At 63.2% G+C, this 15,005-nt stretch carries 10 protein-coding genes and 1 tRNA gene; 8 read left to right on the forward strand and 3 right to left on the reverse strand.

Going from position 1 to position 15,005, the window contains the following annotated elements; all coding sequences use genetic code 11:
* Positions 1 to 52: 52 nt before the first annotated feature.
* The 4 genes from ACZ9GA_RS29320 (at position 53) to ACZ9GA_RS29335 (ending at position 5,342) form a co-directional block, all read left to right on the forward strand.
* The gene (locus ACZ9GA_RS29320) at positions 53 to 517 is read left to right on the forward strand and encodes a hypothetical protein (RefSeq protein WP_457358814.1); all 465 of its coding nucleotides are present in this window, start codon (positions 53 to 55) and stop codon (positions 515 to 517) included.
* 64 nt (positions 518 to 581) lie between these two features.
* Positions 582 to 1,607, forward strand: a complete 1,026-nt coding sequence (locus ACZ9GA_RS29325; RefSeq protein WP_457358812.1) for a tetratricopeptide repeat protein — start codon at positions 582 to 584, stop codon at positions 1,605 to 1,607.
* A 158-nt stretch (positions 1,608 to 1,765) separates the two neighbouring features.
* The gene (locus tag ACZ9GA_RS29330) at positions 1,766 to 2,968 is read left to right on the forward strand and encodes a DUF3142 domain-containing protein (RefSeq protein ID WP_457358811.1); all 1,203 of its coding nucleotides are present in this window, start codon (positions 1,766 to 1,768) and stop codon (positions 2,966 to 2,968) included.
* The gene (locus ACZ9GA_RS29335) at positions 2,955 to 5,342 is read left to right on the forward strand and encodes a hypothetical protein (protein WP_457358809.1); all 2,388 of its coding nucleotides are present in this window, start codon (positions 2,955 to 2,957) and stop codon (positions 5,340 to 5,342) included. Before ACZ9GA_RS29330 ends, ACZ9GA_RS29335 begins: the two co-directional genes overlap by 14 nt.
* A 390-nt stretch (positions 5,343 to 5,732) precedes the next feature.
* Here ACZ9GA_RS29335 and ACZ9GA_RS29340 read toward each other — a convergent pair.
* Positions 5,733 to 5,809, reverse strand: a tRNA-Arg gene (locus ACZ9GA_RS29340).
* A gap of 349 nt (positions 5,810 to 6,158) precedes the next feature.
* Here ACZ9GA_RS29340 and gabD point away from each other — a divergent pair.
* The 3 genes from gabD (at position 6,159) to ACZ9GA_RS29355 (ending at position 10,531) form a co-directional block, all read left to right on the forward strand.
* On the forward strand, positions 6,159 to 7,601 hold the full coding sequence (gabD, locus tag ACZ9GA_RS29345; RefSeq protein ID WP_457358807.1) for an NADP-dependent succinate-semialdehyde dehydrogenase: 1,443 nt from the start codon (positions 6,159 to 6,161) through the stop codon (positions 7,599 to 7,601).
* Positions 7,602 to 7,784: 183 nt separating this feature from the next.
* Positions 7,785 to 9,065 (forward strand): 4-aminobutyrate--2-oxoglutarate transaminase, encoded by a 1,281-nt coding sequence (gene gabT, locus ACZ9GA_RS29350; RefSeq protein ID WP_457358806.1) that lies wholly within the window; start codon positions 7,785 to 7,787, stop codon positions 9,063 to 9,065.
* Between the two features lie 257 nt (positions 9,066 to 9,322).
* Positions 9,323 to 10,531: an HDOD domain-containing protein gene (locus ACZ9GA_RS29355; protein ID WP_457358804.1), complete on the forward strand. Its 1,209-nt coding sequence runs from the start codon at positions 9,323 to 9,325 to the stop codon at positions 10,529 to 10,531.
* A gap of 96 nt (positions 10,532 to 10,627) precedes the next feature.
* Here ACZ9GA_RS29355 and ACZ9GA_RS29360 read toward each other — a convergent pair whose 3' ends face one another.
* Both ACZ9GA_RS29360 and desA read right to left on the reverse strand, forming a co-directional pair.
* Positions 10,628 to 11,617, reverse strand: a complete 990-nt coding sequence (locus tag ACZ9GA_RS29360; protein WP_457363626.1) for a GGDEF domain-containing protein — start codon at positions 11,615 to 11,617, stop codon at positions 10,628 to 10,630.
* A 148-nt stretch (positions 11,618 to 11,765) separates the two neighbouring features.
* A complete protein-coding gene (gene desA / locus ACZ9GA_RS29365) occupies positions 11,766 to 12,950 on the reverse strand; it encodes a delta-9 fatty acid desaturase DesA (protein ID WP_457358802.1) in 1,185 nt (394 codons plus the stop codon).
* 147 nt (positions 12,951 to 13,097) lie between these two features.
* Here desA and dibA point away from each other — a divergent pair, with 147 nt between their 5' ends.
* The gene (gene dibA, locus ACZ9GA_RS29370) at positions 13,098 to 14,990 is read left to right on the forward strand and encodes a phosphodiesterase DibA (RefSeq protein WP_457358800.1); all 1,893 of its coding nucleotides are present in this window, start codon (positions 13,098 to 13,100) and stop codon (positions 14,988 to 14,990) included.
* Positions 14,991 to 15,005 lie beyond the last annotated feature (15 nt).

The raw sequence follows: 15,005 nt of genomic DNA on the forward strand, positions 1-15,005 counted from the left end.
AAAATTCTCCTGTTTATGCGGAAGGTGTCTTGATGAATGCTTGGAGTAGGGAATGACGAATCGCTTTCCAGACATGAAAGCTGAGATTCTGCAGGGGCTGTCGATTGGGGGTATCCGTATTGGCGACGATATCGATACTGTACTTTCGTGCTTGGCTGAAGATTGTCCGGTTTCCTCGGATTATTTTTTTGCGCCTGATGGAAGGAGCCTGATGTGGTACTGTTTTTATGACGGGGCAGTATCACTTACTGCGGATGAAGATGGAGTGATTCTGGATGTCAGGTGCAGGAAACCTTATAGAGGGCTATTCGATGGGCGAATTGGCCCAGGTATGACGGCCGCGGAGATAGCTAAGGTCTCGCGTCACCAAGAGGAATGTTACGGGTATCTGGTTCTAGATAACAATCATCAAATTTACCTAAGTCTGCCAGACGGGTATGATGATTTTGAAAGGTTCTCGGATCTACCAGAGGATATTGTCTTTGAGCAGCTGTATGTAGGCAACCTGCTTGGTTAGATCATCGGGCGGATAAGGTTCACATGAAGCGCTTCAGTCCGTTAATGAAGGATGGAGATATTGTTTGAATAAGACCAAATGCCGGAGCTGCTTCGCTTTAGTGCCCCTACTGGTGACCACATTTTCGTTAGCCGCGCACGCCAACCCCGCCCAAACTCAATGCCCCTCCCAAAACTTCAACCAGTTCCTAACCGCCTTCTCCACCAACACAACCCTCCAATCCAACTACCACCAACACTACATCCGCAAACTCACCCTACTCAAATCCCCCAGCGGCCCCCTGCTTCCCTACCAGCCGATGGTGGACTCCCGCGCGCTGCATTACCCCCTGATGCCTGCCGCCGAGCCATCCGTGACGTCAGTCGTCATCAGCCCGGACGGCAACTCAGCCACCTACACCGACAAACGCGGCGGGCTGGGCAACATCAAGATCTACACGTTCCAGCACAGCAACACCTGCTGGCTGCTGTCAGGCATTGAAGACTGGTCCGTCCGCGATGCCCAACTAACCCTGCCCGACAGACCAGGCATGTCCCCTGTCGAGCAGCGTTGTGCGGCCCGAGCAGACTTGTACGGTCAATTGGGCGGCCCGGAACGTTATCCACTGACGGCCGAGTTTTTTCAGGCGTCCATGGATTACCTTGTCTGCGCAGCCGCATCCGGGGACCCGGAGTCAAGTTATGGTGCCGCAGGCCTGGGGCTTTCTGGCATGGCGGCGTATCCGGGCTATGCCGAGACGGAGCGGCTTTTCAAGGCGGCGGCCAAGACCATCCCGGATGCGACATTGGTGCTGGCCACTTTCTACTGCAATGGGGGCGATACGCCGCGTGAAGGTGCATGCGTTGCGCCGCAGAAAGCGCAGGGTGTGCTGGAAGCGGCGGCAATGTCCGGAAGCGCGAGAGGGCTTCACGATCTAGCCGAGGCGCTCGGGGCGGGCGACCTGATTGCGATGAACCCGCCACGCGCTTTGGCGTGCTACCGGGCAGCATTGCAGGCAGGTGAGGCCGAGGCCCAAGCGTCCATTGATCGGCTGTTGTCCCGCGGTGTGAAGGACGATGCATCGGCACCCTGCCTGACAGCGAACCCGTAGCCGCTGCCGAAGGCTGCGCTGGCCCTATGCCTCACTGCATATCTCCAGCGCACATGAGGGCCAGCGCAGCCTGTCGGCAGCGGCTACGGGGCTGACCGTGCACCCAGCGCATGCGGTAAACTCCCCACCCCGCGACACGGCATTCGCCTCTCCCCATCATGCCCCTATCCCTCGTTCGCCTGGCCCTGGCCACGCTGCTGCTTACCATCGCCCAGGGCTGTTCGCGCCCGCCGGTGGTATTGCCCAACGACGCCTATATCTGGCAACGCCAGTGGACGCCCGCGTTAGTGGCTGCCGTGCAGTCCAACGCCGACATCATCAGCCACTGGCGCGTGCTGGCCGCGCAGGCCGATGCCAACGGGCAGTGGCAAACCACGGCACCGGACTGGGCTGCACTGAAGGCCAGCGGCAAACCGATCATCGCCGTCATACGCATCGACGGCCAGCTCGCCAGATTCGATGAAAAGGTCCTGCTGCAACAAGTCGAAAGTACCCTGCAGCCATGGCGCGCCAGCGGTGTCCCCCTGGCCGGGATAGAAATCGACCACGACTGCGCCACTGCCCGGCTCCCAGCCTACGCGCACTGGCTGGCCAACCTGCGCGCCACGCTGCACGGCAACGAGCATCTGTCGATCACCGCCTTGCCCACCTGGCTGAACAGCAACGCATTGGACGCCGTGCTGGCCCAGGTCGACGAAGCGGTGCTCCAGGTGCACGCCGTGCAGAACCCCAGGGTAGGGTTGTTCGACCCGCAGGCAGCGCGCACCTGGCTCGACACTTTCGCCGACCATATGCACAAACCCTGGCGCGTGGCGTTGCCCGCCTACGGCAGCCGCGTGGCCTGGGACCGTGACGGACGCGTGATCAGCATCGAGAGCGAGCGCGCCATGCTGGTCACTGGCATGGAGTCTCACGAGCTGATGGCCGATCCGCAAAACCTTCAGGATTTCACCCGTCAGCTTGCTGCTGACCCGCCCCAGGACCTGGCTGGCATCGTCTGGTTTCGCCTGCCCACCGAACAGGACGCCCGCGCCTGGAGCCCGGCAACCTGGCGCGCGGTGCTCACGCATGCGCCGATCGACCCGGTCATCTCCGCGCAACTGCGCAGCACCAATGACCCGCAGTTGTTCGATCTGGTGCTGGCCAATACCGGTGTGGGCGACGGCACGCCGCCGGCCACGATAAAAGTCTCGGGGCGCTGCGCGGCAGCAGACGCCATCAATGGTTATTTCATGGAGCGCAATGCCGATGGGTTGGTGTTCCAGGCGCGCGAACCCGGGCTGCTTCGGCCTGGCCGGCAGCGCCCTATCGGTTGGCTTCGTTGTGAACAAGGAAAGGAATCGCTGCATGTGGAATCGTAAAAAACTGGCGACGGTCATTGCCGTCGCCCTGTCGACCGGCACCGTGGCCGTGATGGCCTGCGGGCCGTTCTTTCCGCTGCAGGTGCTGGATGATCGTGCGCAGGCGTTGGCGTCACCGCCGGGCAATTCGTTCGCCTTCGAGGTGACGCATTGGATTACACCTGCGGATGCGCTCAAGGCCAGTGAGCGCGACAACAACCCTTATGGCGAACCCGTCACCCCGGACAAGCCTGATCAGGCTTCGTTGCCCGCAGCGCAATGGGCCGCCCTGCAAGCGATGCGTCAGGCCGACAGCGATGGCGCGGCGTACGCCTTGGGCAGCGCGCTGCCGCCTGCCTTGCGGCTGTACACCACCGGTGCGGTGGACCTGAAGGCGGCGCAGCACTGTGCGGCAGAGGCCCAAGGTTGTGTGGATGAATTGCAGGCCCTGGCCGCACAGCGTTTCCAGGCGGTGCTGGACCTGCCTGCCGAGCAGGGCGCGGCCCGCTCGGTGTGGGCGGCTTATGCGTTGGGTCGATTGCATGCGGAGCGTGGCGAGCAAGCCGCCGCAGCCGAGGCGTTCAAACAAGCCCGCACCCTGGCAATCGCTGGCGCTCCAGATCCTTGGGGCCTGGCGGTCAGCAGTTACGGTGAAGAAGCCCGCCTGTACCTGGTAAACGCCCAGCAACGCTGCGATTACACGGACTTCACCAATGGCACTGAATGCCCCACCGGCATCACGCCCGCCAACTTGCAGCGCGCCATCGCGCTGTATGCCGAGCAAGCCGCGCGTGGCTCGGATATCGGCCTGCAGTCGTTGCGCATCCTCGCCGAGTGGCTGCTCAGCGATGGCGATACTGCCGCGTCGGTGATCGCTGATCCGCTGAGTCAACGGCTGCTGGTGGCCTACGCCATCGGGCGAGCCAGTGATGTGCTGGGCGAAAACGCCGACACCCCCGCCGACTACACCAGCAATGCTGTGCTGAAGACGCTGGTCGAGGCGATCCGCAAAAAAGATCTACAGCAAGTGCAAGGCGCCGACCGCCTGGCCGCGCTGGCCTACCGCGTGGGTGATTACAGCATGGCCCAGGCCCTGGTCGACAAGCAGTCCAGCGCTTTGGCCGGCTGGGTGCGGGCCAAGCTCGCCCTGCGCCAGGGCAATACACCCGCCGCCGCGCAGGCCTACGCGCAGGCGTCCCAGTCGTTCCCCACGCTGGATAACAGCGTCGAGCCGGTGGTGGGCGCGCAGATCAAGGGTGAGCAGGGCGTGCTGACCCTGTCGCGTGGCGATTACGTGCAGGCGCTGGATCAGTTCTACATGGCGGCGCAGATTGCGGCCGGCGGCAGCCAATACAGCGGCGGTGATTACTACGGCGATATGGCCTACGTGGCCGAGCGCGTGCTGACCGTCGATGAACTCAAGGCGTACGTCGACCAGCATGTGTCCGCCTCCGCTGCACCGGTCACGCCGGCCGGGTTCAAGGACTTCAGCCAGCAGGAGTTTTCCACCTGGAGCACGCAGAACGCTTACCCGCATTTCACCCAAGGCGACCGCTTGCGTTCGCTGCTTGCACGGCGCCTGGTGCGTGAAGGCCGTGTACAGCAGGCCCTGCCTTACTTCCCGGAGGACAGCGACCCGCGCAATGTCGATACCGCCTACGATGAGGCAGCCGAAAAAAACTACCTCGCCACCACCACCGCGCGCGGTTGGGCCAAGGCCTACGGCGATGCCCTGGAGGACGCCGAGCACGGCTGGCGCGACACCACCCGCGCCCGCGCCTGGTATGCGGCCGCCACGCTGGCGCGGCAGCACGGCATGGAAATCATGGGCTACGAACAGGCCCCGGACTTCGCTGAGTTCGGCGGCGCGTTCACCTATGGCGCAGGCCGCTACAGCTATCCTCGCAACGGTGCCGACGGCAAGCCGCTGCCACGCGATACCGCCGAGCAGCGCGCCGTCTCCGATCTGCCGGGCCCGCTGGTCAGCGACGGTGAGCGTCAGCGCTATGCCGCCACCGAGCCACTTCCACAGCGTTTCCACTACCGCTATGTGGCCGTGGAGCATGCGCTGAAAGCGGCGGACAACGTGCCTGCACGCTCTCAGGCGTTTGCGGCCGTGCTGTGCCAGGCCACGCACTTCGTGCAGAACGACCAGGCGCGAGCGGAGAAGGTGTACCTGCGCTACGTCAAAGAAGGCGCAGCCGTGGCCTTTGCCGAGGACTTCGGCCACCAGTGCGTGGAGCCGGACTTCGATGCCGCGGCGCGCTTCCCGTATGTGCATGCGTGGCGGGATGCACGGTCGTGGTTGCGGCAGTATCGCTACGCCGTGATCGCCGTGCTGGTGCTCGGTGGTGCAGGGCTGATTGGCTGGCGAGTTCGGCGCAAAAAGGCCTGAGATGAAGTGGCTGAAGAAAAGACAGGCGCCCAGCTGATCCAAAGCGGGCAAACAAGGCTGGCGACGCCTATCCGACAGCCAATGGCACGTTGCAACAAATGTAGCAGCTGCCGCCAGGCTGCGTCGCGCCGCGCGGGCGGCGCTCGGTCTCCAGAGCGCCAGAAAGGTCATGACGCGCGCCTTCCAGCCATGATGCTTTCTCCGACGATGCTCACTGAAGGACACGTTGAGGCGGCCAGGCGCCAGGCGATGGGGTATAGGCGCCCTCTGGATCGAGCGCCGCGTGCGCGGCGCGACGCAGCCTGGCGGCAGCTGCTACAGGTGCGGGTGCTGTTGAGGCCCGAAACGCAAAAAGCCCCGGGGCGCTAACCCCGGGGCTTTTCTTTTATATGGCGCACTTGGCGGGATTCGAACCCACGACCCCTGCCTTCGGAGGGCAGTACTCTATCCAGCTGAGCTACAAGTGCAACGCGGGCGCCATGATACCCATCTGAGGGGTGGGCGTCTATGCGGTGATGTGTGGATGATTTCGCACAGTTTGCGGTGCAGCCCCTACGTCAGTCTGAAAACTGCACCGTCTGGGGGAATTTTGTTCTTTTTTCCGAACAGCCTATTGTCCTTTACCCCCATTGCTCCTAGGATTCGTTTGAGATTTCAAACGCTCCTCAGTCCGGTGCTGCGCTCGCACGGGTAATATCCTGTGCGCATTTGGTGTTTTGCCCGGCGTATGATTTCCTGACGGCAGTTCCACCAGGAACGCCTAACCAACATCAACAATTTGCCCCGTGTATGCACGGTGCTGTTAAGGAAGCCGACATGCAGCTTAAAGACGCTCAGTTGTTCCGCCAACAAGCCTACCTCGACGGTGTTTGGGCTGACGCGGACAACGGCCAGACCATCAAGGTCACCAACCCGGCCACGGGAGAAGTCCTGGGTACCGTGCCTAAGATGGGCGCCGCAGAAACCCGCCGCGCCATCGAAGCCGCCGACAAGGCGCTGCCGGCCTGGCGTGCACTGACCGCCAAGGAGCGCTCCAACAAGCTGCGCCGCTGGTTCGAACTGATGATCGAAAACCAGGACGACCTGGCGCGCCTGATGACCCTGGAACAAGGCAAGCCATTGGCCGAAGCCAAGGGCGAAATCGGCTACGCCGCCTCGTTCATCGAGTGGTTCGCCGAAGAAGCCAAGCGCGTCTACGGTGACACCATCCCTGGCCACCAGCCAGACAAGCGCCTGATCGTCATCAAGCAGCCAATCGGCGTTACCGCGGCCATCACCCCGTGGAACTTCCCGGCTGCCATGATCACCCGTAAAGCCGGCCCGGCCCTGGCCGCTGGCTGCACCATGGTGCTCAAGCCTGCTTCGCAGACCCCGTACTCCGCCCTGGCACTGGCCGAACTGGCCGAGCGCGCCGGCATCCCTAAAGGCGTGTTCAGCGTAGTCACCGGCAGCGCCGGCGACATCGGCAGCGAGCTGACCGGCAACCCGATCGTGCGCAAACTGTCGTTCACCGGCTCGACCGAAATCGGTCGCCAGCTGATGTCCGAATGCGCCAAGGACATCAAGAAAGTGTCCCTGGAACTGGGCGGCAACGCGCCGTTCATCGTGTTCGACGACGCCGACCTGGATAAGGCCGTCGAAGGCGCGATCATCTCCAAGTACCGCAACAACGGCCAGACCTGCGTGTGTGCCAACCGCATCTACGTGCAGGACGGCGTGTACGACGCGTTCGCCGAGAAGCTGAAAGTGGCCGTCAACAAGCTGAAGATCGGCAACGGTCTGGAAGAAGGCACCACCACTGGCCCGCTGATCGATGAAAAAGCCGTGGCCAAGGTCAAGGAACACATCGCCGACGCCCTGAGCAAAGGCGCTACCGTGCTGACCGGCGGCAACGCGATGGAAGGCAACTTCTTCGAGCCGACCGTACTGGTCAACGTGCCGAAGACCGCTGCCGTGGCCAAGGAAGAAACCTTCGGCCCGCTGGCGCCACTGTTCCGCTTCCAGGACGAAGCCGAAGTGATCGCCATGTCCAACGACACCGAGTTCGGCCTGGCGTCGTACTTCTACGCCCGTGACATGAGCCGCGTGTTCCGCGTTGCCGAAGCCCTGGAATACGGCATGGTGGGTATCAACACCGGCCTGATCTCCAACGAAGTGGCGCCGTTCGGCGGCATCAAGGCTTCGGGCCTGGGCCGTGAAGGCTCCAAGTACGGCATCGAAGACTACCTGGAAATCAAATACCTCTGCATTTCGGTCTGATAAGCAGCGGTATTGCAGCCGCCGGGGCGCGAGAGCGACGTCCCGGCGGCTTTATGCAGCACCCAAGCAACCCCTTTTCGTGGCCGGGAGGCCGTGACAGTCGATCATCGTATGCTGTCGCCGTTGACCCCCGCCGCTTGATCCTTGAACCACGCCGCCCGATGAGCGGTGAATGAGGAAACCATGAGCAAGACTAACGAATCCTTGATGCAACGCCGCCAGGCAGCCGTTCCACGTGGCGTTGGCCAGATCCACCCGATCTTCGCCGAGTCGGCCAAGAACGCTACCGTCACCGACGTTGAAGGTCGCGAGTTCATCGACTTCGCCGGCGGTATCGCCGTGCTGAACACCGGTCACGTGCACCCGAAAATCATCGCCGCCGTCGAAGCTCAGCTGCACAAGCTCACCCATACCTGCTTCCAGGTGCTGGCCTACGAGCCATACGTGGAAGTGTGCGAGAAAATCAACGCTCGCGTGCCTGGCGACTTCGCCAAGAAGACCCTGCTGGTGACCACCGGTTCGGAAGCGGTCGAGAACGCCGTCAAGATCGCCCGTGCCGCCACCGGCCGTGCTGGCGTGATCGCCTTCACCGGCGCCTACCACGGCCGCACCATGATGACCCTGGGCCTGACCGGTAAAGTCGTGCCTTACTCGGCCGGCATGGGCCTGATGCCAGGCGGCGTGTTCCGCGCCCTGTACCCGAACGAACTGCACGGTGTGAGCGTCGACGATTCGATCGCCAGCATCGAGCGCGTGTTCAAGAACGACGCCGAGCCGCGTGACATCGCAGCCATCATCCTGGAACCGGTGCAGGGCGAAGGCGGTTTCTACGTCGCGCCGAAAGAGTTCATGGTGCGCCTGCGCGCCCTGTGCGACCAGCACGGCATCCTGCTGATCGCCGACGAAGTACAGACTGGCGCTGGCCGTACCGGCACCTTCTTCGCCATGGAACAGATGGGCGTCGCGCCTGACCTGACCACCTTCGCCAAATCCATCGCTGGCGGCTTCCCGCTGGCCGGTGTGTGCGGCAAGGCCGAGTACATGGACGCCATCGCCCCGGGCGGCCTGGGCGGCACTTATGCCGGCAGCCCGATCGCCTGCGCCGCGGCCCTGGCCGTGATGGAAGTGTTCGAAGAAGAAAACCTGCTGGACCGCAGCAAGGCCGTGGGCGAGCGCCTGGTGACCGGCCTGCGTGCCATCCAGGCCAAGCACCCGATCATCGGTGACGTGCGTGCGCTGGGCGCCATGATTGCTGTTGAAGTGTTCGAAGGCGCCGACAACCACAAGCCTAACGCTGCTGCCGTTGCCTCGGTGGTTGCCAAGGCTCGCGACAAGGGCCTGATCCTGCTGTCGTGCGGCACCTACGGTAACGTGCTGCGCATCCTGGTTCCGCTGACCGCGCCTGACGAGCAGATGGACAAGGGCCTGGCCATCATCGAAGAGTGCTTCGCCGAACTGGCGTAAGTCCCCCTCGATACACAGAAAAACCCGCCTCGGCGGGTTTTTTTTTCCGCTGCCATCCCTGTAGCCGCTGCCGCCAGGCTGCGCTGGCCGGTATTCCAATCGAGCATTCTCGGGTGTATGGAAGGGCCAGCGCAGCCTGGCGGCAGCGGCTACAGGGTCAGCAGAAAATGTGATCCACAGCACGTTTTTTTCGCTGAAACCAAGCGCACAGCCCAATGTCTGGATAACCTGTAACCAATGCCTTCGGAGTAAGAGCCATGAGTGCGCAGGATAGCCCGGCAATTCCACGGGTATTGATCGCCGAAGCAGACCCCTGGACCCGGGACCTGCTGACGCAAATGTTGCTGAGCGTACGCTGCGACGCTCACTTGGACGTATGCACCGACGGCCAGGACGCCCGGCAATTGCTCATGCGCAATCCCGACCTGGTGATCGCCGCCCGCGAACTGCCGGGCTTCGACGGCCTGGACCTGCTGCGTGCCGTGCGGCAGAAAAGCCAGCGCAAGACCATCCCCTTCATCCTCATCAGCGACCGCAGCGATGTTGCCAGCGTGCGCGAAGCCGTGCCCCTGCACCCTACGGCCTATTTGTCCAAACCGTTGAACCTGGACTCGCTCAAGGAGCGCTTGCACGCGTTGCTGCTGGAGGTCGGCCAGAACGTGGTGTGCGAAATACCGGCCCTGGCCCCGGGCATCCGCCTGGAGGCTTACCTGGAAGAGCGCCGCCAGCACTCCGACGGCGGGCCGTTGCTGACCGACGTACAGGTGGCGGTCAAGCGTGCGCTCAACCCCCAGGGCCTCAACCTGCGCCAGCTGGAAGAAGAGGTACGCACCGATCCGCAGATCACTGCGGTGCTGATCGCCGCGGCCAACAGCGCCGCGCACCACCGCGACGCGCCAGCACAAACGCTGATGCAAGCCCTGACCAAGCTGGGCGCCAAGCAAAGCATGAACCTGATCCTGGGCCTGACCCTCAAGCGCAGCGCGCGGTTGTCGGACCCGGAGCTGTCGGGCCATGCCGAGCGCTTCTGGAGCCATTCCCTGCATGCCGCCGAATACGCCCGCACCCTGGCGCGCAACCTGGACGTGGATCAGGAGCGCTGCTATTGCGCAGGGCTGCTGCATTGTCTGGGCGACCTGGCGTTGCTGAGGGCGTTGCAGGAATGGCGGCTGGCCGGTGGCTTGCTGGAGGAGGGCGCGGTGGACAAGGCGCTGAAGGAATTCGGCGCGGCGTATGGTTCAGCCCTGCGCACCCGCTGGCGGTTGCCGCTGGAGCTGCGGGAATTGATCGCGGCGATCTATCAACTGGGGGGTGGGGTGTATGGGCGCGATACCCTGGCCATGAACCTGGCGGGGCAGCTGGCGCGGCTTGATCCGGGGGAAAGCCTGGAGCCGATTGCCAATGGCAAGACTGCGCGTTTGCTGAAAATGACCCTGCCTGAGCTTACCCGCCTGCGTCGCAACTGACCTGTAGCCGCTGCCGCCAGGCTGCGCTGGCCGGTACCGCCCTGCAGATCTTCAGGGCTAACACCGGCCAGCGCAGCCTGGCGGCAGCGGCTACAGTCAGCCTAGAACAATCTGATTCTTGCCCTGCCGCTTGGCCTGATACATCGCAGCATCCGCCCGCGCAAACAGCGTATCCAGCAAATCATCACCCTCGGTGAGCCCCGTCAGCCCCTGGCTGACAGTCACCCCGTACACCTCACCTTCATGGTTGAAACTCAATCGCTGAATCTCGCGCTGCAAGCGCTCGGCAATCTGCCGCGCCACTTCCGGCGAGCAACCGGGGAACACGGCCGCAAACTCCTCGCCACCAATGCGCCCAAACAGATCGCCCCGGCGCAACACCGAACGCCCCGTCTCGGCGATGCGTTGCAGCACCACGTCACCTTCCTGGTGCCCGTAGGTGTCGTTGATCACCTTGAAGTCATCGATATCGAGCAACAGAAACGAGAAGTTCGAGCTTTGCAGGCGCGCCTGTTCGAACTCGCGGTGGGCGCACTCGAAGAAGTGCCGACGGTTGCTGCTCTGGGTCAGCACGTCAATGGTCGCCAACCGTTGCAGCTCACCTTCCAGGTGTTTCTTCTCGGTGATGTCTTCGGCAATGCCGACCACGATCACACGCTGGTCCGGGCTGGTCTGCTGGTTGATAAAGCACTTGTCGCTGAGCCAGCGCACTTGGCCGTCGGCGCTGATGATGCGGTACTCGCGGTCTTCCACGGCGCCCTTTTCCAGCACCTCGGCCAGGCTGCGCTCGGCGTAGTCCAGGTCGTCGGGGTAGATGCTGTCGCGCCATTCGTTGTAGTCGGCCAGCAGCAGCCCGGCCGAGCGCCCGAAGATGCGCTCGTAGGCGGGGCTGACGTAGATCATGCGCTGGGCTTCCCAGTCGAAGGCCCACAACACCGCATTGACGCTGACCAGCAGCGAGCTGAACAGCTGTTCACGTTCACTCAGCCGTGCCACTTCGCCCTGGGCGTGCATCAGCGCCAGCAGCGTCTCGGCGGCAGCCGGCATGGGGGCAAAGGCAGGTGACTGCGGTAGTTTGTTGACCATCATCACGAAATCTCGAATGTCACGGGGGCCGGGCCCTGGCGTGCGCACGCGCAAGGTCCCGCCGCGTAGGCGATCACTCGTAGGATTAATAATTTGTAATGAAGTTCCAAACGGCACGCCCCTTGCGAAAGCGTGCCGATGGACGGCGTCAGGCGGTGGCGGGGCGCAGCGAGTAGGTTTTGAGCTGGGCGGCGAAGTCGCGCAGCGACTGGATACCGCTGGCTTCGGCTTCGTGAATCCAGTCTTTCATGGCGGCCAGCATGTCGTGGCCGTTGGAACTGGTGCGCGCCCAGATCTGTTGCAGCGCCAGGCGTTTCTCGTAGATCACCTTCAGCGCTTGGCTGTGCTCCAGCATGGTCTGGATGCGCACATGGTGGCGGTCATCCAGCAGGCTGGTTTCCCGCGACAGCAGGCGCTTGGCGCGGCGGAATTGGTGGCGCACCGAGGCATCGACGCGGGCCAGCTCCTGGGTGACCAGGGGCGCGATCACCAGCTTGCGGTACTGGGCCATGATCTGGAAACGGTTGTTGAGGATGGCCATGGCTGTGTCCATGTCCAGATGGCCCTTGCCTTCCACGCGGTGGGCGATGGGCGCGATGCGCTGCACCTTGGCCAGGCGCAGGAACGACAGGATGCGAATCCACATCCAGCCCATGTCGAACTCCCACTTGCGCACCGACAGCTTGGCCGAGTTGGGGTAGGTGTGGTGATTGTTGTGCAGTTCTTCGCCGCCAATGATGATGCCCCAGGGCACCAGGTTGGTGGCTGCATCACGGCATTCGAAGTTGCGGTAGCCCACAGCATGGCCCAGGCCGTTGACCACGCCGGCGGCCCAGAACGGAATCCACATCATCTGGATGGCCCACACGGTCAGGCCGATGGCGCCGAAGCAGGCCAGGTCGATGCCCAGCATCAGGAACACGCCCAGCAGGCGATAGCGCGAGTACAGGTTGCGCTCGATCCAGTCCTCGGGGCAGTTCTTGCCATAGATGCGCAGGGTCTCGGCGTTTTGCGCCTCGGCGCGGTACAGCTCGGCGCCGCGGCCCAGTACCGTGCCCAGGCCCTTGATCACCGGGCTGTGCGGGTCGTCCACGGTTTCGCATTTGGCGTGGTGCTTGCGGTGGATGGCGGTCCACTCGCGGGTGTTCTGCGCCGTGGTCAGCCACAGCCAGAAGCGGAAAAAGTGTTTGAGGCCGCCGTTGAGTTCCAGCGAACGGTGGGAGGAATAGCGGTGTAGGTAGATGGTGACACTGACAATCGTCACATGGGTCATCAACAGGGTGACCGCCACCAGTTGCCAGGCTGACAGGTCGAGAAAACCGTTGTACCACATAGGCTGCAGGGCCCTCGTCAAAGAAAAAGTAACAGCATGCCGCATTATCGGCATGCTGGCAGATAAAACCAGTCCGGCTTTTAGATAAGAGTGGCTGAATGTTTCTGCTCTATAATCCCGACTTTTCGCGTGGGCTTCGCCAATTTTATGCCTGGATCTTCTCGCGGCGCCTTGCGCGCGGCCTTGCTCTACCTGCTGGCCTCGGTGGTATGGCTGGTGCTGGCTGATCAAATATTGAGCAGCCTTTTCGATGATTCGACGCAAGTGCTGCGTTGGCAGCTGATCAACGGTTATGTCTGGGTTGCCGCCACCGCGCTGCTGATTTTCCTGGCCCGCGCCCGTCTGCTGCGCTGCTTTGGCCTGGGTGACCAGGGCCGTATCCAGCGCGAGCGCCTGCGCATGGCCGCGGCGGTGTTCGACAGCACTTTGGAAGGTGTGTTGGTGACCAACCGGCTGGGCAACATCGTGCACGTCAACCGCGCGTTCATGGACATCACCGGCTACCGTGAGGACGAAGTGCTGGGCCACAACCCCAGCAAATTCAAATCCGGGCGTCACGATGCCGATTTCTACCGGCAGATGTTCCATACCCTCGATCACCAGGGGCGCTGGAGCGGCGAGATCTGGAACCGGCGCAAAAGCGGTGAGATCTACCCGCAGTGGCAGACCATCCGCACCATCTGCAATGACGCCGGCCACACCAGCCATTACGTGGCGGTGTTCTCCGACATCAGCGCCAGCAAGCATTCAGAGCGCGAGCGCGCCCACCTGATCCAGCACGACCCGCTGACCGAACTGCCCAACCGCCTGCTGTTCCACGACCGTGCCGAACAGGCCCTGGCCGCCGCCCAGGCCAACAAGCGCGGTTGCGCGCTGTTGTTGCTGGACCTGGACCACTTCCAGAGCATCAACGACAGCCTGGGCCACAGCATCGGCGACCAGCTGATCAAGGCTGTGGTGCAACGCCTGCAAGGCCTGCTGGAACCGGGCGTGACCCTGGCGCGCATGGGCGGCGACGAGTTCGCAGTGTTGCTGGAAGACTCGCCCCAGGCGGCGCACGCGGCGACCGTGGCGCAGGCCATCATCGACGGCCTCAAGGGCCCGTTCCTGCTCGAAGGCCACACCCTGTTCATCAGCGCCAGCGTTGGCATCAGCCTGTTTCCAAGTGACGCGCCGGGCGCCGAGCAGCTGCTGCGCAACGCGGACTCGGCCCTGTTCAAGGCCAAGGGCAACGGCCGTGGCGGTTATGCGCTGTACACCGAAGAACTGACCGCCCACGCCCAACAACGCGTGGAGATGACCGCCGAACTGCAGCGCGCCCTGGCCCAGGAAGAATTGCGCGTGTACTACCAGCCGGTGCACGACCTGGCCAGCGGCCAGCTGGTGGGCGTCGAGGCGCTGGTGCGCTGGCTGCACCCCGAGCGCGGTCTGATCCCGCCGGGCGAATTCATCCCGATCGCCGAGCGCACCGGCCTGATCGCCGACATCGACGCCTGGGTGATGACCCAATCCTGTCGGCAGATGTGCGCATGGCAAGCCCAGGGCCATGAGCTGGACTTCATCGCCGTCAACGTTTCCAGCCGCCTGTTCGGCCACCGCGAGCTGTACCAGCAGGTGGCGCGCATCCTCGCTGATACTGGTTTAAACCCGGCGCGGCTGGAACTGGAAGTCACCGAGAGTGCGGTGATGGAAGACCCCGAGTCGGCGCTGGAGCAGATGCACCGCCTGCGTGAGCTGGGCCTGCGCCTGTCCATCGATGACTTCGGCACCGGTTATTCATCGCTGCTGCGCCTCAAGCGCCTGCCGGTGCAGAAGCTCAAGATCGACCAGGGCTTTGTGGCGGGCTTGCCGCTGGATGAAGACGATGCAGCGATTGTGCGGGTGATCATTGCCCTGGGGCGCAGCATGGGCATGCAGATCCATGCCGAAGGCATCGAGCAGCCGGAGCAGGCGCAGTTTCTGCGCGAGCAGGGTTGTGAGCTGGGGCAGGGTTACTGGTATGGCCGCCCCATGCCTGCTGCTGATCTGTCTTTCGGCTGACGCCGCCTCCTACAC

The sequence above is a fragment of the Pseudomonas sp. TE3644 genome, assembly GCF_056278815.1.